We start from the raw sequence: 22728 nt of genomic DNA, 5'->3' as shown, positions 1-22728 counted from the left end.
TTCGAGATCTTTTGCCATGAACGATATAGTTCAATCATCGCGCTGAACGGCACAACTGGCGCGTTGTAACCGATCCGCAATCGCCATCCAGCCTGGTTTATCCGGAGGGGCTTCCACTAGCAAGCAATCGAACCGTTCATGGTCGAAACGGCGCAACGTTCCATATAAAAGACGACCGTATCCCGCCGGTTCAGCAGGCATGGAAAAATGGACGATATTTTTGTTTTCGGCATGATCCATTTGTTGGTCCGACCAAGCTATTACCGCAACGCGCAATCCTCTTGCTCCAAGTTGGAGCGCGCGGGGAGATAATGATCCCGAAGGCCAGAGCTCCAATGGCGTTTCCGGCGCATAGTGAGACTTGAGCGCACCCGGCACGCGTACAGCAAGCTTCTCTTGTCCGGATAGTGTCACCCTGCCTTTCAATACCTCTGCCAGTGCTGGCAACGAGATGCCGCCAGGCCGCAATATGACGGCCATTTGGCCATCAAATCCGACAATTGTGCTTTCCAGGCCAACTCGGCACGGACCGCCATCCAGAATCATATCTACCGACTCACCCAGCTCTTCCCGCACGTGAGCCGCCGTTGTGGGACTTATACGCCCAAACCGGTTGGCGGACGGTGCGGCAAGCGCTTTCTCCGAGCCCAGTGCATTCAATAAGGCAAGCGCGACGGGGTGATCCGGCACCCGCAACCCAACCGTATCCTGACCTCCCGTTACACTTTCCGGCACGTGACGGCTGCGCCGCAATACCAGAGTCAGCGGCCCCGGCCAGAAGTGTTCGGCCAGTTGCCAAGCCTGTTCGGGCACTTCTTGCGCCCACCATTGCAAATGGGACGAGCCGGCAAAATGAACGATGAGAGGATGATCCACCGGCCGTTTTTTTATCTCGAATATACGTTGTACCGCAGAAGGACTAGAGATATCCGCCCCAAGACCATAAACCGTTTCGGTAGGAAAGGCCACTACCCCGCCCGCCCTTAGCAGCGCAGCAGCAGCGGTGATCTGGCTGTGCGGTTCGGATAATGTCATCTGAGCGTCATTGTCGCCGACAGCACAGCATGATCGGAAGTTTTCGACCAGGGATGGCCTCGATGCACCTGCGTCTTTTCTACCTGGAACCCTCGCACATAGATGCGGTCGAGCCGGAACAACGGTAATGCCGAGGGATAGCTGCGCGCCGCCCTACCCTCAGTCGACTCAAAAGCTTCGATCAAGCTGAATCGCTCAACCAGAACGCGGCTCGCTATTTCGCGCCAATCGTTGAAATCTCCGGCAATGACCAGCGGTGCCCCTCGCGGGACCAGTTGCTCGATATGCTGCCCCAACACTTGCAATTGCTGGGATTGCCCTCTCTTGAACAGCCCCAGGTGCACACATATGCAGTGGAGCCTTTCCGGCCAGCCAGGAACATCGATCTCGCAATGGAGCAGGCCCCGGCTCTCGAAACGATGCGCCGAAACATCGAGGTTGATCCATCGCATAATAGGGTAACGGCTTAGAATTGCATTGCCGTGATGCCCTTCAGTGTATACCGCGTTTTTTCCGTATGCGAAATCCGACCAGACCGAATCGGCAAGAAACTCGTACTGGGGGTTGCAAGGCCAGTTTTCGAAACGCGCCGCGTGCCCCTTGTGGAGGCCGACCACTTCCTGCAAAAAAATGATGTCTGCATTGAGCGCGCGCAAGCTGTCACGCAACTGATGCAACACCATGCGCCGATTAAAATGGGAAAAACCTTTGTGAATGTTATAGGTCGCGATATGCAGCGTATTGAGCATATGGTGAACGTCAGCTTATCCCGGAAAATTGATATGCATGCTCCCCGCCGATATCCGTTTCCGGTCCCCTGGAGAAATCGTATCTTTTCATTATATTGAAACCTCCAGCATCCGCTCCAGTGCCAGCTTGGCAAGTACCGCTTCGGCAGCCGGCACCTTGATCTGATTCACCACTTCGCCCTCGATCAGGTTTTCCAGTGTCCACGCCAGATGTTGTGGATCGATGCGCGCCATGGTGGAGCACATGCAGATTGTCGAGGCCATGAACTGCACTATTTTCCCTTCGGGTTTGAACTCCTCCGCAATACGGCTGACGAGATTCAGTTCGGTACCCACCAGCCAGCGGGTTCCCGCCTCCGCTTCGCGGATGGTCTTGATGATGTACTCGGTAGAACCAACAAAATCGGAATTTTTACATACTTCGAAACTGCATTCCGGATGTGAAATCACTTTTCCGTCCGGATGCTGATTGCGGAATCGCAATATGTGCTGCGGCTGAAACATCTGATGCACCGAACAATGCCCCTTCCATAGCAGGATTTTTGCTTTCCTGATTTGCTCTGGTGTAAGCCCGCCCAACGGCTCATCAAAGTCCCACACCACCATCTCGTCCAATGGAACCCCCAGCTTGTGGCCGCTCCAGCGTCCCAGATGCTGATCCGGAAAAAAAAGTACTTTTTCGCGGCGCGAAAAGGACCACTCCAGAATCTTTGTCGCATTGCTGGAAGTGCAGACGATGCCGCCGTGCTCGCCGCAAAAGGCTTTTAGATCAGCGGCCGAATTAATATAGGTCACGGGCGTGATAGTCTCATCAGGGTCAAGCACTTCCGACAACTCGCGCCAGGCACGCTCCACCTTGGAAAGACTTGCCATATCCGCCATCGAGCAACCGGCCGCGAGATCAGGCAGGATGGTGATTTGCTCCGGCTTGGAGAGAACATCCGCCACCTCAGCCATGAAATGCACGCCGCAAAATACCAAATAATCCGCATCGGTTTCCACGGCAAGGCGCGATAGCTTCAGGGAATCGCCAGTGAGATCGGCATGCTTGTAAACGTCTGCACGCTGATAATGATGAGCGAGTATAACGACGCGCTTTCCGAGTGCGGCTTTAGCCTCCACAATGCGCTGCGCGCAGTCATCATCTTTCAAGTTATCAAAACGTTCAAATGCAATAGCTTCCGCTGACATGGCTACTCCTGTTCTTTCCTCTGGAAACGGTTAGACAACCTCTAATAGGACCCACATGGATCGCTTATCAAGAGCCGAGTTGGCAACTGCAATGCAACTGAGCTGTTAAAACTGGACTAATTCAAGGCATATGCGCCGTTGACGCGGTCCATCTGCACGGAGCATTTCATTTTTGAAGCAGCTCATTACAGATGCTGTTTTGCCACGATTATGCTCCAGTATCCTGCTGGCAACTCGGGTAGCTATCCAAAGGTCTGCCTGGAAAATACTTTATCAGACCAATATCCTAACTATCGGTTCTACCCGGCTCCAGGCATGGATTTTTTTCGCTACGATTATTTCTGTCGCTTTTATCTGACGTCAGCTTTCGTATCGCCTCTGCGTTAGTCGGTGAAAAAACCTTTTCCACTGCTTTCTCCAAAGGAAACCAGGCAAAGCGAAGATGCTCTCTTGCTGCCACCGTGACCGGAACCGGCGCTGGCACGAGCAGGCCAAAAACATGCTCGGTATTGTGCGTCACCTCAGGTGCATACCGCCACCGCCATTCCTCATAAATCTCGTATTCGCTCTGAATGTTCCAGTCGGTCAACTCGTAGCAACTGGCATCCAGTCCGGTTTCCTCAGCCACTTCGCGCGCTGCCGTTTGCAGAAGCGTTTCGCCTTGATTCTGACTCCCCGTAACCGATTGCCAATACCCGGGATGATCCGCCCTCTCCAGCAACAGAACCTGCCTATCCGGCGTGTGGATAATTACCAGGACGGAAACCGGCGTCTTATAAATTTTCACCGCGATTATTGCGCAAAGAATAGAGATTGGAAAAATTACTCCCACCTGCGGAGAGCACTGTTTTCAATCCGGATCTCCGCGCGACCATGCTCCGAGCTTTTGCTTTTGGCGCTTACATATTTCGAAGCTTGATGTGCAATTCGCGCAACTGCTTTTCAGCCACCGCGCTGGGCGCATGGGTCAGCAGGCATTGGGCGCGCTGCGTCTTCGGAAAAGCAATGACATCGCGGATTGATTCGGAGCCCGTCATCATGGCAACGATACGGTCGAGTCCAAACGCGATGCCGCCATGAGGCGGCGCGCCGTATTGCAATGCTTCCAGCAGAAAACCAAATTTTTCATGCGCCTCATCGGCGCCGATATTCAACGCACGGAATACCTTTGACTGTACTTCCTGGCGATGGATACGCACCGAGCCACCGCCAATTTCCGAGCCATTCAGCACCATATCGTAAGCCCTGGATAATGCATTTCCAGGGTCACTTTCCAGCAGGTCTTCGTGGCCATCCGCAGGAGAGGTGAACGGATGATGCAAGGCTTTCCAGCGGTTTTCTTCCTCATCGCGCTCGAACATGGGAAAATCAACTACCCATAAAGGCTTCCAGCCAAATTCGGCAAGTCCACGGTCATGCCCGACCCTGGCGCGCAACGCGCCCAGCGCCTCATTCACCACCTGGGCCTTGTCCGCACCGAAGAATATGAGATCGCCATCTTCAGCGCCCGTACGCTCGAGAATAACTTGTATCACTGCCTCTGGCAGAAATTTCAGTATCGGCGACTGCAAGCCTTCAAGGCCTTTTTCCAGCGCGTTGACTTTGATATAGGCCAGCCCCTTCGCCCCATATATTGCTACGAAACTGGTGTAGTCATCTATTTCCTTGCGGGATAATGTCCCACCCGCCGGTACCCGGAGCGCGGCCACCCTGCCGCTGGTTTTCAGGGCGGCTTCGCGGAAGACCTTGAATTCCACATCCTGCATCACATCGGTAAGCTCGGTCAGAACCAGCGAGACACGCAAATCCGGTTTGTCCGAGCCGTACCGGGACATTGCTTCTCCGTAAGCCAGGCGCGGGAAGGGATTTGGCAGATCAATATTCATTGCGCTTTTGAATATTCCGCAAATCATCTCTTCCATCAGCGCCATGATCTGAGCTTCGTTCAGGAAAGATGTTTCGATATCAATCTGGGTGAATTCCGGCTGGCGATCGGCGCGCAAATCCTCATCGCGAAAGCATTTGGTGATCTGGTAGTAACGGTCGAATCCGGCAACCATCAGGAGCTGCTTGAACAACTGCGGCGATTGTGGAAGCGCGAAAAAATGTCCCGTGTTGACACGTGACGGCACCAGGTAATCGCGCGCACCCTCGGGTGTCGATTTGGTCAGCATGGGCGTTTCAACATCGATGAAGCCGTGCTGGTCGAGAAATACGCGAACCGCCATCGCCACCTTGTAGCGCAACCGCAGGTTTTCCTGCATTTTCGGACGTCGCAGATCGAGATAGCGATGTTCCAGGCGCACGGCTTCACTCAGGTTTTCATCGTCCATCAGAAACGGTGGCGTGAGCGAAGCATTGAGTATCTCGATGGACTGTGCCAGCACCTCGATTTCACCGCTGACGAGGTCGGGGTTGATGGTCCCAGCAGGACGGGGTCTTACCGTGCCGGTAACTCTGAGTACGAACTCGTTGCGAATTTTCTCCGCGCTTTCAAAAGTGGGCGCATTGTCGGGATCGCATACCACCTGCACCAACCCCTCGCGGTCGCGCAGATCGATGAATATGACTCCACCATGGTCGCGACGGCGATGCACCCAGCCATAGAGGGTGACATTCTGCTTCAGATATTTGGCATCAATGAGGCCGCAGTAGTCAGTACGCATGACAGCTCTGTAATCGGGGGAAAAAGAAATCAGGATTTGTCGCTTGAAGCGGAACTGGCAGCGCCATGCAGCAGCGCTGCCTGGGGTTGGTTCGCATCTTTTTTACCATTGCCGGGCGCGACGACACCCATGGAAATAATATATTTCAATGCCGCATCCACACTCATGTCGAGCTCGATCACATCACTTTTCGGCATCATCAGGAAAAATCCGGAAGTAGGGTTGGGTGTAGTCGGCACATAGACACTCACATAGTCTCCCTTGAGATGGTTGGCCACATCACCGCCCGGGTGCCCGGTCATGAATGCGATCGTCCACGAACCCTTACGCGGATATTGCACCAGCAATGCCTTGCGGAACGCCTCACCCTGACTGGAAAACAGCGTGTCGCTGACTTGCTTGACCCCGTAATAGATCGATTTTACGACCGGTATGCGCCATAAAACGCCTTCCCAGAATATCACCAGCCGCTGGCCGATGATATTCGTCGTCAGCAAGCCGGTGAGAAATACCACAAGCAAGGTCAACACCGTACCAACGCCGGGCACATATACGCCCACAAGCGCTTCAGGGCGCAGGGCCTCCGGCAAGAGCAGCAGGGACTGATCCATGGTACCAATGAGAAATTTCAGCGCCCAAGCGGTAATGCCCAGCGGTACCCAGATCAAAAGCCCGGTAATGAAATAGCGTTTCACGTTAGCAGGTTGCAAGCTTACTCACCCGGGCAAGCCGGGCACGCAGCGCCCGAAGCTGGTGCTGCTGCAGGTCCGGTTTCATTCTTGACAGCGGCTGGCGCTTCCGCATCAGATTTCGGTTTCGGCTTTGCACCGTTCTTAAAATCGGTAACGTACCAGCCACTACCCTTCAATTGAAAGCCCGCAGCGGAAATAAGCTTGACATAAGCATCGCTGCCGCACGAGGGACACGCCGCAACCGGCGCATCATTCACCTTTTGCAGATATTCTTTTTCAAAACCACAGGACCCGCAACGGTATTCATAGATCGGCATGACAGCCCTCCAATACAGCGGAATAGAAAAAATGGAATTATACCTCAACCACTTGCCTAACCGGAAAATATGGGCTGCAAGCGGGGATTACAAGATGGAGCTGCGGATATACCTGAATATGCTTTTGGCGTGCAGCAGGATGGGTGAAGCGTAGCACTGTAGGTCGGGCTGCGCCCGACATCGTTTTTTGATCGTCGGGCGCAGCCCGACCTACCAAGCTATCGAGCGACCCACTCATCAAACTGTGAATGGTGCACGGAAATATAGCTGAACGAACCTTGGATTAATACCGAAATTCGGAGTTAAGGGTAAGAAGTTGGGATAGGAAACAGGAAATCGAACCCGAGTAAAATACTGATAGGTGGATATCGAAAATGGCACGAGTATGTTTTAAGGCAGATCTACAGCGCGTTTCCAGCGCAGATCAGACCTGACACGACACGACACATCCGATTTTCAATGCACGTCTATGAGATAGTCATCGCGATTGAGAGAGTGATAAGGTTTTTCCTGACAAAATCGAGTGAACGCCAAATCTCCAGCTTCAGTCTCCGAATCGGCTTCGATATCGTAATCAGCCAGAACGCCACTGTAATTGGGCTCACCGTTTATCGATGGCTCGGCAGGTGTTATAAGAACCTTGTATTTCATAACTCCTCCATATTTCTCTCGCAACTGACTTCGCAAAATTTTATTTGCGGCTGAATATAGTATAGGCAACAATTGGCGCCGCCAAAGTCTGCGTTTAGATGCGTCACGAAAAAATTGAGATGCCGATACTCACAGCACAGATAATCAATAGTATCGGACCTAAAATAATGCTGCTGGCGCGAATGTCTTACAAATTTCCATGACGGACCAAATTGGTTGCATGCTGATGTAAAATACGGTCCACCTCCTTGGCGGTGTCCAACGAATCTATTTTGATGAGCATCAAACTGATGAGCGATTTTTGGCTCATGAACACGAACGGCAGCGCGTGTATAAGCACTATATAAAGTTCAGGCGACTATTTCATTAGAGCGAGGAAGGGCTTTGGCTACAGTGCAGGTTCTAATGAAAATTGATCAAAGTACCGATCACGGCTGACCAGTTTCGCTGGTCCATGTTTACTTCTACTGCTGTATAGAGCTTGCGTAAATAAAAGGGAAGTGGCTGGCTTCGACCAAAGGGACATCATGTATTCTGGTCCTTATAACCTACCAATGCCATTTGCAAAAAAAGCTGGATATACATCCAGCAATGTTGGAGGTTTTGAGGCCAGGAAGGCAGATGCTGCTCGCTGGCCGGTCTGTCTCTCGAGATTGGAGTGGTCGTGGACGTAAAACTCGATTTTGATGCAACCAAGCTTTTTATAGCCCTCAAGTACCAGATACTGGTGGCGATGGAGTGCTGCCACTTACTTGGGGATGATGAAAGCCTGTGGATTGAAGTCTTCGGTGATGTAACTGTCTCGGACAAGAAACAGATAGAAGTTAAGTACTATGCCGACAATTTGACGGACAGTCACCATAATTTTTGGAAAACTTTGAATAACTGGCTCAAGCCGGAGTTCGACTGTCGGAAGTACACTAACTTAGTTCTTCTGACGACCCAGATTTTTGGTGAAAATGCAAGCCTGAAAAGTTGGGATAGTTTGACGGCTGAGGAAAGACTGAAGGTGCTGGAGGACATCTACAACGCTGCGGAAGCGAGGCTAGCGGAATCGGACAAGGCGATTGCTTCCAAATCGTTGAAGCTGCAACGAGAGGTACTTGCCTACGAGCGCCGTTCAGATCTTATGGATGTGCTTGAGAAGATGCAGATCGCAACCGACCAGCCCAACCTCACGGAGCGCATCGCGCGCTACCAGAAACAGTGCCTGCGCGCCGTCTGGGATCATCGCTGCGATGAGTACATGAACGATATGTTCGGCTTCATGACCAGCCCGATTTTAATGACTAGTGGTTGGCAGATTACCGGCCAAGCATTTACCTCAAAGACGCGGGAGTTGACTTCAAGGTATATGGCGGGCACTTTGAAATTTCCCGAGGTGGATCATGAGATGCTTGAATGCACGGCGAATGGCATGGACGTTCAGCCCCGCCGGTTTGCTAAAAAACTTAGTGAGATTGGTGCTGATAGCAGTATTCGTGACGCGACAGTAGACTTGTTATGTGCGCAACACTATATTTCTGAATTGATCGAGGATTGCACCGTTTCCCAATCAGACATCAAGGACTATACTCGCAATCAATATAAATCCCATATCAGTAGTCGGCGTAGTTACCTTGTCGACTGCCCGGCTGGCTTGAGCATCGCTGACCTGCACAAAAAGTCGCAGAAATTCTATTTTGAACGATGCGCACTGCAGGTTGACCGACTCTGTGGATATGACCACACCCCGAGTGAATTTCGCAACGGGATATACCAAATGCTGGCAGACGAAGAACCAAGCACTCGGTCACAAGAATTACATTGGAAGATGTGGGAATGAACAGCAGTCCAATTGATTTTCTATTTACACTCCAGCGTTCGCCCTTCGCCCTGGCCCCTGTCATTCACCAGTTTTATGAGACGTCAGACATCAAGGAGCGAAGCGTGCTGCTCAGTTACCTGGTGCTACCGATGGTGCTTTATCCACCCATGCGCGCCTTCCTGATAGGCGCCAATAAGACGAGCTCGCTGAGAACGATGTGTAAGAAGCAGAGCCGTTTGGTGGGCCTCGCGGCGAGGGTACAGGATTTCAAGTCGCTTACCAATGCGGCGATGCTGATCCTAACCGCCGAGCGCGGTATCGAGGTAGCCGACGACTTATCAGTGAGGTCGATCGGGGAAGTGCGGGTGGCCAATGCAAACAAAGAGCTTCTTGACGCGGGTAGAAAGATTTCTATTGTCTTTTCGAGTGTAAACGTTGTTTCCATTTACAGGACGTTGGGGTTGAAATCACTGTGAAGTGTTTTGTGAAGTACATCGGTGTGGCGGATTACGAGAACAAGCTCCACTATGTATCGTTCCTGCCGGGCCTGAATATTATCACCGGTAAGTCATCGACGGGTAAAAGTGCGATCATCGAGATCTTCGATTACTGCTTGGGCAGTACCGAGGACACTATTCCAGTCGGGGTTATTACCGATCGTTCGAAGCTGTTCTTCACGGTCTTCCAATTCCCCACCTATATGCTGGTAACAGCGCGCTTTGCCAAGGCCAATCGGTGTTTCCTGCAGGAGGTGATGGGCAGGGATTTAGACTATCTATTGGGTTTGCTGAAGCAGCCTTCGGCGTTCTTTGATGAGCGCCGTTTCATGCCCTTGGACGATTTCAAGAAAAGCGTAGGGCGGCACTTCGCCATAACGCTGGAGAATATCGACGAGGATCCCTTCGTCAAGGCAAGCGGCCGCTCAAAAACCGAAACCCCATCGGTGCGTAGCTTCTCGTCGTTCATGCTGCAGCACCAGAACTTGGTGGCAAATAAGCACGCGATCTTCTATCGCTTCGATCAGAAGTACAAGCGTGACCAAGCGATCGACCATTTCAAGATCCTAATGGGATTGGTAGGTGAGGGATATTTCGATTTAGCCAAAGACTTCGAGTTGGCTAAGTACGAGCTGAAAAAAATCCAGACTCAAATTCCCAAGATGCAGCAGCGCAAAGAAGACGGCATAAAGGAATATAAGAGGTACCTCTCGGAGTTCGAGGCGTTGGCCGGCAATTCCATGGTTCAGATGACAGCAGATGAGATTTGGGCCGATCCCAAGTCGGCGCAAAAGTTGATTTCGGGTCGCTCGGTCAAGATCGATGTGCTTTCGAATCAGGCCGATCAACTGCGCCGGAAGCTACTGGATGAACAAGCGGGCGTCCTGGTCAAGAAACGGAGGGCACAAGGTCAACTGCGTCTGATCGATGGTTCGATCAAATCGGCCGTGCAATTCGGACTGGATATGACCGGCAGTGGCATTCCGAAGTCGACAGAGCTGGCCGAGGCGCATTGCCCTTGGTGTGAAACTCAGATCAGCATTCCGATAATTGAGGCGAACAAGCTTGCCGCTGCTATCGAGTGGTTGAATGGTGAGCTGCGGCTGTCTGCCTACGCGCGCGAGAGCTTCGTGGAAGAGCGCCGAAAAGTCGATGGTGAACTCAAGGAGATCAACCATCAACTTAAACGCATCCAGGCCGACCTCCGGCCTCTCGAAGAGGAAATTGAGAAACTGCAAACGTCGAAGTCGATTGATGAGCAGGCAATGAAGGCGAAGCTGAAGCTGGAGATCGCAATCCAAGCGCAGATCGACAAGCCGTTGTCGGAACTGGAGAAGGAGAAGAAACATTGGCAGGGTCGGGTGAAGGAACTCGACGAGCAATTGACGGCGTACAACATTGAGGAACGACTGAATGGTCTGCAGGAGGCGATCAACACCAAGATGTGTGAGATTGGCGATCACTTTGATTTCGAGGCGACCTACATGCCGGTCAACCTGAAATTCGACCTTGAGTCGTTCGACCTCTGGTACCAGCGGGACTCCAATACCCGCGTTTACCTGCGCTCAATGGGCAGCGGGGCGAACTGGCTGTACTCACACCTGGCATTGTTCATGTCGCTGCACCATCAATTTGCTGCGCGCTCAGACGAGGGATGCAAGATCCCGCCGATCTTGTTTTTGGATCAGCCCACTCAGGTGTATTTCCCGGCTTCGCTAGATGACGGCAAGGCCTTTGAGCCGAGAGAGTTGGCAAAGCAGGCAAAACGAGAAGAGAAACTGGATGCTGACCTAGGCTCGGTGATCAACATGTTCACACAGTTCGCTAAGTTCTGTGCCGAAACTGAGAAGGAGACCGGGGTGATGCCGCAAATTATTGTCTCCGACCATGCAGATAATCTGGAGCTCGGTGAAGGCTACGTGTTCAAGGACTACGTGCGGGCGAACTGGCGCGAACGAGGGTTCATTGCTGATGATTGATAGACCTGAGTGGGACTAGTTAATCGGAATCCAGCGATGAGCATGGGCGAGTGGCGCTGAATGCTCCTTCTTTTTCATGCGTTCAGCGGGGATGCGCCAGAGCGTGGCTTCAAGGTCGAATTCCACCCACTCGACCTCTACTTCCCTGAATGTCAGATCAGATTCAGTTGTTCAGTGCTGTGATTTTATCGTGCCAGGCCTCCTTTCCGTCAATTAATGTTTGCATAGGTGTTCGACCGCAACACATTTTGCCCTGATGAGCGCGATCATGATTGTAGCTGTGCAGCCAGTCGTCCAGATCGATCTGCAATTCCTCGATTGACCGGTATATTTTGCGCCGGAACGCCACCTGGTAGAACTCCTGCAGAATGGTCTTGTGGAAGCGCTCACAGATGCCGTTGGTCTGCGGGTGATTGGCCTTGGTGCGGGAGTGCTCGATGTCATTGATCGCCAGGTAGAGCTGGTAATCATGGGTCTCGGGTTTACCGCAGTATTCGGTCCCGCGATCAGTCAGGACTCGGATCAGGCCCATGCCCTGTTCTGCAAAGAAAGGTAGCACCCGATCATTGAGCAGATCGGCGCCGGTAATGGGCGTCTTGGTCGTATAGAGCTTGGCCGCGGCCCACTTGGAGTAGGTATCGACGAATGTCTGCTGGTAGATCCGGCCCACGCCTTTGATGGTGCCGACATAGAAGGTGTCCTGGGAGCCCAGGTAGCCTGGATGAGCCGTTTCAATCTCGCCATGAGCCACATCATCATCCTGCTTCTTCTCCAGCGCACTGACCTGCGCCTCGGTCAGAACCTGGCCCGTTTCCGCAACATGGCGCTCCAAGGCTGACAAACGCTTCTTGAATGACTCCAGGTTACGGCGCAACCAGACGGAGCGAACGCCTGAAGGCGAGATGAAGATGCCGCGTTTGCGCAACTCATTGGATACCCGCACTTGCCCGAAGGCAGGCTGCTCAATGGCAAATGCAGCTACCGCCAACTCGGTTGCTTCTTCCACTCGATTCTTGGGGTTGGGCTTCCTGCGACTGGCATCAATCAGGGCATCAATACCGCCTGATTCCATGGCCGATTGGTAACGATAAAAGGTATCGCGGGAAAAACCCATCACCTTGCAGGCTCGGGATACATTGCCAAGCTCGGCTGCCAGATTAAGCAGGCCTACCTTGTGTTTAATAACGTTTTGTTGAACACTACTCATGGGGTTACTCCTTTGCGCTTCCAGCGCTCTATTTGATAAAGATTTCGCAACCTCTATCAAACCGGGTAACCCCACTCTTGGCAAGGCCCTACTGTCAGATTAAATCTAAACTACTACACATTAAACCGAAAGTGCATCACATCTCCATCCTTGACCACATATTCCTTGCCTTCCAACCGCATTTTTCCGGCTTCCTTGGCGCCCTGCTCGCCTTTGCACGCGATGAAGTCCTCGTAAGCGATAACCTCGGCGCGGATGAAGCCTTTCTCGAAATCTGTATGAATCACTGCGGCGGCCTGGGGCGCCGTATCTCCTTTTGATATGGTCCAGGCGCGCACTTCTTTCACGCCGGCGGTGAAATAAGTTTGAAGGCCGAGCAGTTGGTATGCTGCACGAACCAGACGATTCAATCCCGGCTCTTCCAGATTCATATCGTCCAGGAAGATTTGCTTATCCTCGTCCGGCATCTCTGCAATTTCCGATTCGAGAGCTGCGCATATTGCTACCACCGGCGCACCCTCGCGCGCGGCATATTCTTCCACTCGGCCCAGCAACGGATTATCAGTGAAGCCTTTTTCATCGACGTTGGCCACGTAAATGGCTGGCTTGGCGGTCAACAGGCAGAGCGGTTGCAGCAGTTGTTGTTGTTCCTTGTCCAGCCCCATGCTTCTGACGGGTTTACCCTGGTCGAGGTGTGCCCGTGTCGCTTCCAGTAGCGCCACCAACTTGATCGCATCCTTATCGCCGGATCTGGCGAGCTTGGTTTCTCGATGCAATGCCTTTTCCGTCGTAGCGAGATCGGCTAGCGCCAATTCGGTTTGTATGGTTTCGATATCCGAAACCGGATCGACGTTACCGGCAACATGCACGACGTTGTCATTGACGAAGCAACGCACCATATTGACGATGCCGTCTGTCTCGCGGATGGTGGCAAGGAACTTGTTTCCCAGCCCCTCGCCCTTGGATGCGCCCGCCACAAGACCGGCGATATCAACGAACTCGACGATGGCGGGTTGCACTTTTTGCGGCTTGACGATGGCGGAGAGCGCAGTTAAACGCTTATCGGGAACCTCGACGATACCGACATTGGGCTCGATGGTGCAGAACGGATAGTTTTCCGCGGCTATGCCGGCCTTAGTCAGTGCATTGAATAGAGTGGATTTCCCCACATTGGGCAAACCAACGATACCGCATTTCAGGCTCATAAGTTTTTCGAACTGTAAAGATTAGAAGATTTCAGACTAAATGAATCCTGAAATGTAAAGATGAGATGAACCGCCGGTCTTTCGCAAGACTTACCGTTTATTCCTTACTTTTGGTGTGCAATTTCATCATCGCTGCCTGACAATTGCCCTCCGCGATGAGCGGCCAGACTTCCAGGCTGCGGTGAATAGCGTCGTCTATCAGCGCCGCTTCTTCCCGGCGGGGAGGCTGCAATACATAATTCACCACGGCGTTTTTATCGCCTGGATGACCGATGCCAATGCGCAGGCGCCAGAACTCTCTGGTGGCAAGATGAGCAGCGATGTCCTTCAAGCCATTGTGTCCACCCAATCCACCGTCCAGCTTCAGTCTGGAGGTTCCGGGCGGCAAATCCAGTTCATCATGAACCACGAGAATCTCTTCAGGCTGGATTTTATAAAAGCGGCACAAGGCTGCAACGGATTTTCCGCTTACGTTCATATAGGTTTGAGGGTTGAGCAGCCACAACTCTGAATCACCCCGCCCAATGCGCGCACACAAGCCGTGAAACCTGGCTTCTGCTTTTAGCGTAATACGCAACTCATCCGCGAGCCGGTATATCCACCAGGTACCCGCATTGTGGCGAGTCGCCGCATATTCCTTACCGGGGTTGCCCAGGCCGACAATGAGTTTCATTGAATCCGACAGAAGGAAAAATACGCTTGTTCATTAAAGAAAAGCCCGCTGGAACAGACATGGCTCCAGCGGGCCTCACGTAAATTACAGGGTTTATTTCTTCTTTCCCCCGTCTTTCTTGCCGGAATCCTTTTTCTCCCCTTCCTTTGAAGCTTCTTTCTTCTGTACCGTTGTCGGGATATCGCCCGCGGCCACGACCGCGGCGGCTTCCTCCGCTGCCACTGCTCGCGGAATGACGATGGTCGCCACAGGCAAATTGTCGCCCTTGGTGATCGCCGGAATTTCCACACCTTCCGGCAGCTTCAGATCGCTCAGGTGCAACGTATTTCCGGAAGCCAGCTCGGCCAGATCCACCGAAATGAATTCGGGCAGGTCTTTGGGTAAGCAGGAAATATCCAGTTCGGTAAGCACGTGGCTGACGATCCCGCCGGAAAGCTTCACTCCGGGGGCAATGTCCGCGTTAATGAAGTGCAATGGCACTTTCATGTGTATTTTCTTGTTCGGGTCGACACGCTGGAAATCGATATGCAGCACTTGAAGCTTGAACGGGTGCATCTGGATGTCGCGCAATAGAACCCGTTCTTTCTGGCCTTCCACATCCATGGAAAGGATGGAGGCATGGAAGGCTTCGAGCTTGAGCTTATGATAAAGATTATTATGATCCAGCTCGATTGCCTGGGCCGGGTTTTCTCCGCCGTAGATGATTCCCGGGACGACACCGGAACCACGCAGGCGGCGGCTCGCACCCTTGCCCTGCAGTACGCGCTTTCTGGCGCTGATTTCAATTTGCATCTGTTTTCTCCAAAATGTGGATCATCCGCGACCAGATGATCCTGATTAATAAAACTTGTACCGTTCCCGGAATTCTTGTTGAGATATTTCTTTTTTCTCTTCTTCCGAATTCGTAGATATGTCCTTCTTATTCCATGAACAGTGAGCTCACAGAATCTTCATTGCTGATCCTCAGCATCGTTTCCCCCAACAGACTGGCCACGCTCAGCTGATGAATACGAACACAAGCTTTGGCGTCCTCCCGTAGCGGAATTGTGTCGGTGACCACCAATTTATCAAGGGCGGAATTCTCGATGCGTTCCACGGCATTGCCCGACAGTACCGGATGGGTGCAATAAGCGAGCACTCGCTCCGCCCCTTGCTCCTTCAAGGCACGGGCTGCTTCACACAGGGTGTTGGCGGTATCCACCATGTCATCCATGATTACGCAGGTACGCCCCTCAACCTCGCCGATAATGTTCATTACCTTGGCGACGTTAAATTTGGGGCGGCGTTTATCTATGATTGCCAAATCACATTCCAGGCGTTTTGCCATCTGTCTGGCCCGTACCACTCCGCCCACATCAGGAGAAACCACTACCAGGTTCTGGTAATCGTTTTTCCACAGATCGCCCAGCAGGATCGGCATGCTATAAATATTGTCCACGGGAATATCGAAAAATCCCTGAATCTGGTCGGAATGCAGATCCATGGTCAACAATCGGTCTATCCCGACGGTGGTCAGCATGTTAGCTACCACTTTGGCGGTGATTGGCACCCGCACCGAACGCGGCCGTCTATCCTGGCGGGCGTAGCCGAAATAGGGTATCGCCGCCGTGATTCGCCCAGCGGAAGCCCGCTTCAACGCGTCCACCAGGACCAGCAGTTCTACCAGTGTATCGTTGGTAGGCATGCAGGTGGATTGCAACACGAACACATCCTTGCCTCGGACATTCTCGAGGATCTCCACCATCACCTCGCCGTCGCTGAAGCGGCCCACCGTGGCACGGCCGATACGGATATTCAGATGCCGCACCACATCCTGAGCCAGCTTGGGATTGGCGTTGCCGGTAAAAACCATCAAGCTATCGTAGGCCATGGCTGGAAGCTATAAGTTTGAAAATTCTAAACCTGGAACTGAGGGATTCAAGCGAATACAAGCGGCTCTCGCACGTCTGATCCGGCTGGGTCTGGAAAGCCTGATTACGCTTCCGTGGAGTGCGCGTGGGATTATTCGGAGGTTCCTTATATTTCAAAACCTGAAAACTGGCTGGGGAGGTAGGGATCGAACCTACGAATGCCGGAATCAAAATCCGGTGCCTTACCACTTGGCGACTCCCCAATAACTATTCCGCAAAATCATGCATGGGATGATGGTTCAGTCCCTGTGCCACAAAACCATTCATACCGGACGGAACTTGCGACAGCGCCGACCTTGCCGCCCGCTCTGTGGCGAACTCCGCAAATACGCAAGCGCCGGAGCCCGTCATTGCAGCTATCCGGGGACCATCGAGCTGCTTCAGCCATTCAAGATGGCGCGCCACCTCTGGATATAGCCGGCATACCACCGGTTCCAGATCATTATGCCCGTGCTCGATGGAAAAGGGCGGTATTTTGATTGGGATTGTGTTTCGTGTCAATTCCTTGCTGCCAAAAACCTGCGCGGTCGACACGTGCACGGACGGCGTCAGGACCAGATACCATGCGTCTGGTAGGGCGATAGCCGAAAGCGCTTCGCCTATGCCTTCAGCAAAGGCATTGGTTCCGAAGATGAATACCGGCACGTCCGCACCCAATCTGAGTCCCAGTTCTAATAGCCGACTCTTTTTCCAGCCCAAGCCCCACAAACGGTTGAGTCCAAGCAATGTCGTGGCCGCATCGGAACTGCCGCCTCCCAGCCCGCCTCCCATCGGAATACGCTTCTCTAGAAAGATATCGACACCCAGAGAAATGCCGCTTTCCTGCTGCAGCAACCTTGCAGCACGCACACACAGATCCTTGTCTTCAGGTACACCGGGAGTTGGCGTATGCAACTTAACCAAGCCGTCTGTCCGTGGCGCCAAATGAAGCTGATCCGAGAAATCCAACAATCGGAACACAGTTTGCAACAGGTGATAGCCATCCTCCCGACGTCCTACTACATGCAGGAACAGATTAAGTTTGGCGGGAGCAGGGCAAGCAAGTCTGGTCATCAAATCCACGTGGCTTCAGCGGTCCCCTGGGTTCCAGTTATCTATTATGAGTTTTATCTGAAGACCGTTTCGCTTAAGTACCAATAACCTCGGACTCGGATACGTAGTCCCGGACTGCCTGGCTTGTGTCAGCGCCGCAGGGGCATAGCCCGCATAATCAATTTCCCATCCGTCCTGCCGAATAGCCACCACGGACCCGTCCATGTCCAGGTCTATCGCCGATGCCGTAGTGGGCGAATTCAGGCTTTGTACCCAGTATTGCAACCCTATGAGGGGCAATCGCCACCCTAGCGCCTGTTCCGTCAGGCTTTCCACATCGGTCGCGTAATAACGCTTGTGCTCGGAGGTAGTCAGGTATACGCCATCGGTAGTGTGCTGAATTTGCGCCAGCGTCTGACCTAATGGAGAAAGCAGAAGAATTTCATCGCCTCTGTCGCTGTGACGCCATTGTACTCCACCTGAGAAGCTTTCTTTGCCGCCCTTCACCGATACCCTGCCAATAAGCCCGAAATCCGCTGCCGTCGCGTTGGTCAGACCGGCAACAGGTTCGGTGACGATAGTGCTGACGGCATTTTTGTGGGTATGAGTGCTGAAAGTAGCGCATCCCGAAAAAAAAACCGGTATGAACAGTATGCAGAATATGAAAACCTGCCAAGAGAAAACGAAATCTTGTTTTAACGGCAGACCCACCCGGATGCCTGGCTGCATCGTCGCAATACCAGAATGACTCATATTATCCCAGATAATTCATTAGGCGGCTCCGCGAGCCTGCCCGAGTGCTGGCGGTTAGTTGGCGGCCATTTTCGCCGCCATTTTTGCTACCTGCGCGGCGTCCATAAACCAAACTATGGACTTCTCTCAACCGGCAAAACTGTCTCGCAACCTGCCTCGCCATCATCTCGCGTCCCAATGGATTATCTGGGATTATACTACTTCATGAATTTTTTCATTGTGCTGAGCAATGCCTCATTGCCAGGATGATTCTTGAGCGCTGCCTCCCAAACCTCTGTAGCCTCTTCCTTTTTTCCCTGTACCCATAGCACCTCTCCCAGATGGGCTGCAATTTCCGGGTCCGGCGCCAGCCCGAATGCCTGTCTCAGGTAGTTGAGCCCCTGGTTGAGATTGCCCATGCGGTAATGCACCCACCCCAGGCTGTCCATTATGTATGGATCACCAGGAGAAAGGGTGATAGCCTTCTCGATGAGTTCAAGCGCTTCCGGCAGGCGGTCAGTACGTTCTGCAAGGCTATAGCCAAGGGCATTGTAAGCATGAGCATGATCCGGCTTCAATTGGATCAACTTACGCAAATCCTGCTCCAGAATTTCATATTTACCGATTTTTTCCGCTGCCAACGCGCGGTCGTAGAGCAAATCAGGAGAGTCAGGAAGCTTCTCAAGGCCATTACTCAGCAATTGGAACGCTTTCCGGTACGAACCGTCCTCGCGCAGCAATTGCGCCTCGGCGATCATTAATTGCGCACGCTGCTGGTCGTTTGTCACCGGCAATTGCTGCAAGTGCTGTAAAGCCTCGTCGGTTTTGCCTTTTCTGCTCAGCAGGATGGCATACTTTATCTGTGCCGGAAGATACTGTGCGCCAGCCGTTACTGAGCGATACCACTCCATCGCGGTGGCATCATCCTGGGTTTTTTCATGAATGCCACCCAGATAAAAACGCACCAAGCCCGGGTCTCTGTAATCCAACTCCAGCGCTCTCTTGAAATTGGATTCGGCCAAACCATATTCCCGTAATTCCATCGAAAGCAAACCTACAGCCACAGCGACATCGGCATTATCCGGATTTTCCGCCAGCAATTGCTGAAATTGGTCGCGTGCCTTGGCGTAATCTTTTTCCGCCAGCAATAACCGGGCGTAGGTAATGCGCGTATCGTTGGCTTTGGGATAGGTTTCAAGATAGCGTTCAAAAAATCTGATAGCGCTGGCATTGGATTCGCGCGCAAGAATTCGGCCTTCATAAATTGCCGCCATCTCCCACTCCGGCCTAAGTGCCAATGCCTTTCTCATCTCTGCCAAGGCAATATCGAAACGATTGGCGAGCCATGCTGCCTGAGACACGGCGAAATGTGCTTCCGGTAGTTTTGGATAAGGTTCGGCAAGTTTTCTGACCAGCTCAAATGTCGCATTTTTGTCTGAGCTGCGCACCAACAGGCTATTCAATTGCATAAAAGCCTCATCGATATTGCTTCCGCCAGAGGCCAGCAATTTCTCCAGATGGGGCCGGGCTTCGTCCAGCCTGTTAAAGTTAACCAGTAGCGCTGCCAGCGTCTGGCGGGCACCGACCGAATTCGGATCAAGCGTTGCCCAGATGTTCGCTGCTTCAAGTGCCGGCAGGGGTTGGCGTGATTGAAGGGCGATTTCTGTCGCTCTCTGAGCGACACGCGGGTCGCGCGTGGTTCTCGCTAGCTTGAGATAAGTATTGGTAGCGATCTCCGGATCACCGCGCTGAAAAGCCGTCTCCCCCAGCAAGAAATCGAACAGCATGGGTGGGGTCAACTCCTGATCGGGCAATTTCGACTGTCCAACTCCTGTCTTGTTCGACTGATTGCTCGTCGTGACATCGGTCTTGGCAGGAAACTGCGCACAGGCAGCGAGGAAAAGCAGCGGCAATGCGCCAAAAATCTTAAAACTCATGGGGAAGTCCGCAACGTTCGAAAAAAGGCTGTCAAGGACGGGGCTGTCCTTCAGTACAATCCACATATTAGGTATATTTTACGCTTATCACAAGTGCACATCAGAACGACGATGTCGTAAATGCGCTTATCGTCGCACCTGTTAATTCAAAAACGACTTCTCAAATCGTATGAAGAAGCACAGAGATCAGCAGATAAGGGAGGAATGCCCGAATCCGAATTCATCATGATATTCTCATGGCCGAACAGCTCGACTCAGCCGCCATGTCGGCCAGCGCCTCAGCCGCCATGCCGGCTCGTGCCCCTGCCATCATTTCGCTGGCCGGCCGGGTATGCGGAACCAATCTGGCGGAAATGCGCTTCGATCGACGTGCTGTGCTTTTTTTGACTGATTTTTTGTAAGCTGAACCATATTTTTGGTAATCGCAATTGCCTGAACTGCCTGAAGTCGAAGTTATCCGTCGCGGAATCGCCCCCCATCTGGAAGGCCGCCGCGTTGCCTGCGTCACGATACGGAATCCAAATCTGCGCTGGCCGGTGCCATCCGATCTGAATAAAACACTTCGCGGCGTGACAATCGACAAGGTGGAGCGGCGCGCAAAATACCTCTTGTTTGGCTGTGGCAAAGGCACGCTGATCCTGCATCTTGGAATGTCGGGGAGCTTGAGGTTGCTGCCAACTGGAGCAACAACCGTGCCGGAAAAACATGACCATGCCGATCTGACTTTAGACAACGGCATGACTCTCCGCTTCAAGGACCCTCGCCGCTTCGGCGCAATACTGTGGACATCGATTGATGTCATGCGCCACCCGTTACTGGCTCAGCTTGGCCCCGAACCGCTCACTGAAGCGTTCAACGGATACCTGCTATATAAGCGGACCCGGAACCGTAGCGCCAGCATCAAAGAAGTGCTGATGAATAGCCGCATCGTCGCCGGCGTCGGCAATATTTACGCAAATGAAGCGCTCTTCCGGGCAAGCATCAATCCCATGAGGCCAGCGGGTGGACTTGAGTTACTCGAATGCGAAAAACTGGTGCAGGCAATAAGAGAGATCCTGGATCTCGCAATTGAAGCCGGCGGCAGCAGCTTGCGTGATTTTGTTGATACCAGCGGCAACCCTGGTTATTTTCAGCAGCAGTACTGGGTATACCGCCAAACCGGCCGGCCTTGCCGGAAGTGCGGAACGAACATTTTGCAAGCAAGGCAGGGGCAGCGGTCAACTTTTTATTGTCCACAATGTCAAGAATAAGCTGCGCAAGGCCATCGTTGCAGTAAGGGGCGCAGGCTTTACCTGCTGCGGAATCTGATAAACTGCCACAGCTCCCATTACGTTAACCCCGTTACGTTACCGGTGGGTTACGCTACGCAAGGGGTAAGGGCTGAGTTCCGGAAAAAAAACATGTTTTACACGATGAAAGGCGAAAATGTCTCCGAGATCGTTGCCGAAAAGCGCGATCTCGGCATTTGCCAAATACGTACGGCGTACGCTGGCACAGCCGTGCCCGGTTTCGCGGGTATCTTCGCCTGAATGTGTGCCACAACATTCATGACCAGGACACAAGCGCCTCCAGATCGCGATCCATCGCATTTATTACGAGTTTAGAGTTTATATGAACATTACTTTCATCGGCGGCGGCAACATGGCCTCCGCCTTGATCGGTGGCCTGTTGCAGCAAGGCTATCTGCCCACTCAGATATGCGTAGTGGAAGTCAGCGCTGAAGGGCGCAAAAGGATAAAGCAGGAGTTTAATGTAGAGGCCGTAGCGGAGCTCTTCCAAGGCGTAGCCAACAGCAACGTGGTTGTGCTGGCGGTAAAGCCGCAGCAGCTACCCGCCGTGGCACGAGAGCTTGCAGCGCTACTCAATAATCACCTGGTTATTTCTATCGCCGCCGGTATTCGCGCAAAGGATATTTCCCGCTGGCTGGGTGGCTATACACGAATCGTGCGAGCGATGCCCAACACCCCGGCCCTGGTTGGCGCGGCTGTTACCGGCCTATATGCCATGGCTGGCGTGAATGAAGCGGAAAGAGGTGATGCAGAGGCCATACTCGGTGCGGTAGGTTCCGTACTGTGGGTTGCGCGTGAGGAATTGCTGGACACCGTTACAGCCATCTCCGGCAGCGGCCCGGCTTATGTATTTTATTTCATCGAAGCGATGCAAAAGGCAGCGCATGAACTAGGCCTGGATGCGGCCCAGGCACGGAAGTTGAGTATCGATACTTTCGTCGGTGCGGCAAGGCTTGCAAGCCTGAGCAGTGAAGAACCCGCCGCGCTGCGTGCTCGAGTGACGTCCCCAGGGGGAACTACCGAGCGCGCAATACGAGCTCTAGAAAACGAAGGAGTCAAGAGCGCCATTCTGCGGGCGATACATGTCGCGAACGCGCGGGCGCGCGAGCTGGGCGATGAGTTTGGCAATATATAAACAGCGCTTACTATTATTTTAGGA

General features: G+C 52.8%; 23 protein-coding genes and 1 tRNA gene. 7 read left to right on the top strand and 17 right to left on the bottom strand.

Going from position 1 to position 22728, the window contains the following annotated elements; all coding sequences use genetic code 11:
• Positions 1-30 precede the first annotated feature (30 nt).
• The 8 genes from BLS94_RS08780 to BLS94_RS08745 form a co-directional block, all read right to left on the bottom strand.
• Complete coding sequence (locus BLS94_RS08780; protein ID WP_090959769.1) at positions 31-1035, bottom strand: L-threonylcarbamoyladenylate synthase; 1005 nt, start codon at positions 1033-1035, stop codon at positions 31-33.
• Entirely contained in the window at positions 1032-1784 is a 753-nt protein-coding gene (locus BLS94_RS08775) for an endonuclease/exonuclease/phosphatase family protein (protein ID WP_090959766.1), read from the bottom strand. Before BLS94_RS08775 ends, BLS94_RS08780 begins: the two co-directional genes overlap by 4 nt.
• Positions 1785-1874: 90 nt before the next feature.
• The gene (gene nadA / locus BLS94_RS08770) at positions 1875-2975 is read right to left on the bottom strand and encodes a quinolinate synthase NadA (protein WP_090959763.1); all 1101 of its coding nucleotides are present in this window, start codon (positions 2973-2975) and stop codon (positions 1875-1877) included.
• A 286-nt stretch (positions 2976-3261) separates the two neighbouring features.
• Positions 3262-3756 (bottom strand): dihydroneopterin triphosphate diphosphatase, encoded by a 495-nt coding sequence (gene nudB / locus BLS94_RS08765; protein WP_090959885.1) that lies wholly within the window; start codon positions 3754-3756, stop codon positions 3262-3264.
• A 118-nt stretch (positions 3757-3874) separates the two neighbouring features.
• Entirely contained in the window at positions 3875-5641 is a 1767-nt protein-coding gene (aspS, locus tag BLS94_RS08760) for an aspartate--tRNA ligase (RefSeq protein ID WP_090959760.1), read from the bottom strand.
• 29 nt (positions 5642-5670) lie between these two features.
• Positions 5671-6336 (bottom strand): DUF502 domain-containing protein, encoded by a 666-nt coding sequence (locus BLS94_RS08755; protein WP_090959882.1) that lies wholly within the window; start codon positions 6334-6336, stop codon positions 5671-5673.
• A 17-nt stretch (positions 6337-6353) separates the two neighbouring features.
• Positions 6354-6650 (bottom strand): FmdB family zinc ribbon protein, encoded by a 297-nt coding sequence (locus tag BLS94_RS08750; protein ID WP_090959757.1) that lies wholly within the window; start codon positions 6648-6650, stop codon positions 6354-6356.
• Between the two features lie 456 nt (positions 6651-7106).
• The gene (locus tag BLS94_RS08745; RefSeq protein WP_090959754.1) at positions 7107-7301 is read right to left on the bottom strand and encodes a hypothetical protein; all 195 of its coding nucleotides are present in this window, start codon (positions 7299-7301) and stop codon (positions 7107-7109) included.
• A 664-nt stretch (positions 7302-7965) separates the two neighbouring features.
• Here BLS94_RS08745 and BLS94_RS08740 point away from each other — a divergent pair.
• The 3 genes from BLS94_RS08740 to BLS94_RS08730 are packed head-to-tail and all read left to right on the top strand — an operon-like array spanning position 7966 to position 11584.
• Entirely contained in the window at positions 7966-9126 is a 1161-nt protein-coding gene (locus BLS94_RS08740) for a hypothetical protein (RefSeq protein WP_090959750.1), read from the top strand.
• Positions 9123-9584 (top strand): three component ABC system middle component, encoded by a 462-nt coding sequence (locus BLS94_RS08735; RefSeq protein WP_090959747.1) that lies wholly within the window; start codon positions 9123-9125, stop codon positions 9582-9584. Before BLS94_RS08740 ends, BLS94_RS08735 begins: the two co-directional genes overlap by 4 nt.
• Positions 9585-9592: 8 nt before the next feature.
• On the top strand, positions 9593-11584 hold the full coding sequence (locus BLS94_RS08730; protein ID WP_218124773.1) for a DUF3732 domain-containing protein: 1992 nt from the start codon (positions 9593-9595) through the stop codon (positions 11582-11584).
• Positions 11585-11747: 163 nt separating this feature from the next.
• Here the strand turns inward: BLS94_RS08730 and BLS94_RS08725 are convergent, their stop codons facing one another.
• The 9 genes from BLS94_RS08725 to BLS94_RS08685 all read right to left on the bottom strand — a co-directional run bounded on the left by BLS94_RS08725 (position 11748) and on the right by BLS94_RS08685 (position 20280).
• Entirely contained in the window at positions 11748-12791 is a 1044-nt protein-coding gene (locus tag BLS94_RS08725) for an IS481 family transposase (RefSeq protein WP_090959741.1), read from the bottom strand.
• A gap of 113 nt (positions 12792-12904) precedes the next feature.
• Entirely contained in the window at positions 12905-13996 is a 1092-nt protein-coding gene (gene ychF, locus BLS94_RS08720) for a redox-regulated ATPase YchF (protein ID WP_090959738.1), read from the bottom strand.
• Positions 13997-14093: 97 nt separating this feature from the next.
• Positions 14094-14669 carry an aminoacyl-tRNA hydrolase gene (gene pth / locus BLS94_RS08715; RefSeq protein WP_371130259.1) on the bottom strand — a complete coding sequence of 192 codons (576 nt, stop codon included), beginning with the start codon at positions 14667-14669 and terminating at the stop codon, positions 14094-14096.
• Positions 14670-14762: 93 nt separating this feature from the next.
• Positions 14763-15461 (bottom strand): 50S ribosomal protein L25/general stress protein Ctc, encoded by a 699-nt coding sequence (locus tag BLS94_RS08710; RefSeq protein WP_090959732.1) that lies wholly within the window; start codon positions 15459-15461, stop codon positions 14763-14765.
• Positions 15462-15588: 127 nt separating this feature from the next.
• The gene (locus BLS94_RS08705) at positions 15589-16539 is read right to left on the bottom strand and encodes a ribose-phosphate pyrophosphokinase (protein WP_072766492.1); all 951 of its coding nucleotides are present in this window, start codon (positions 16537-16539) and stop codon (positions 15589-15591) included.
• Positions 16540-16707: 168 nt separating this feature from the next.
• Positions 16708-16782: transfer RNA gene (locus tag BLS94_RS08700), tRNA-Gln, on the bottom strand.
• 4 nt (positions 16783-16786) lie between these two features.
• Positions 16787-17632 (bottom strand): 4-(cytidine 5'-diphospho)-2-C-methyl-D-erythritol kinase, encoded by an 846-nt coding sequence (gene ispE, locus BLS94_RS08695; protein WP_090959729.1) that lies wholly within the window; start codon positions 17630-17632, stop codon positions 16787-16789.
• A gap of 15 nt (positions 17633-17647) precedes the next feature.
• Positions 17648-18364 (bottom strand): lipoprotein insertase outer membrane protein LolB, encoded by a 717-nt coding sequence (gene lolB / locus BLS94_RS08690; protein ID WP_090959725.1) that lies wholly within the window; start codon positions 18362-18364, stop codon positions 17648-17650.
• A 197-nt stretch (positions 18365-18561) separates the two neighbouring features.
• Entirely contained in the window at positions 18562-20280 is a 1719-nt protein-coding gene (locus BLS94_RS08685; RefSeq protein ID WP_090959879.1) for a tetratricopeptide repeat protein, read from the bottom strand.
• 236 nt (positions 20281-20516) lie between these two features.
• Here BLS94_RS08685 and BLS94_RS14910 point away from each other — a divergent pair, with 236 nt between their 5' ends.
• The 4 genes from BLS94_RS14910 (at position 20517) to proC (ending at position 22704) form a co-directional block, all read left to right on the top strand.
• Positions 20517-20681, top strand: a complete 165-nt coding sequence (locus BLS94_RS14910) for a hypothetical protein (RefSeq protein ID WP_176767837.1) — start codon at positions 20517-20519, stop codon at positions 20679-20681.
• Between the two features lie 27 nt (positions 20682-20708).
• Positions 20709-21530 carry a bifunctional DNA-formamidopyrimidine glycosylase/DNA-(apurinic or apyrimidinic site) lyase gene (gene mutM / locus BLS94_RS08680; protein WP_090959722.1) on the top strand — a complete coding sequence of 274 codons (822 nt, stop codon included), beginning with the start codon at positions 20709-20711 and terminating at the stop codon, positions 21528-21530.
• 150 nt (positions 21531-21680) lie between these two features.
• A complete protein-coding gene (locus tag BLS94_RS15250) occupies positions 21681-21809 on the top strand; it encodes a hypothetical protein (protein WP_256325353.1) in 129 nt (42 codons plus the stop codon).
• An 82-nt stretch (positions 21810-21891) separates the two neighbouring features.
• Entirely contained in the window at positions 21892-22704 is an 813-nt protein-coding gene (proC, locus tag BLS94_RS08675) for a pyrroline-5-carboxylate reductase (protein WP_090959719.1), read from the top strand.
• Positions 22705-22728 lie beyond the last annotated feature (24 nt).

It is taken from the genome of Nitrosospira sp. Nsp18, from assembly GCF_900103145.1.
In the GTDB taxonomy this organism is placed as follows: domain Bacteria; phylum Pseudomonadota; class Gammaproteobacteria; order Burkholderiales; family Nitrosomonadaceae; genus Nitrosospira.
This window is presented reverse-complemented; position numbering and strand designations above follow the sequence as displayed.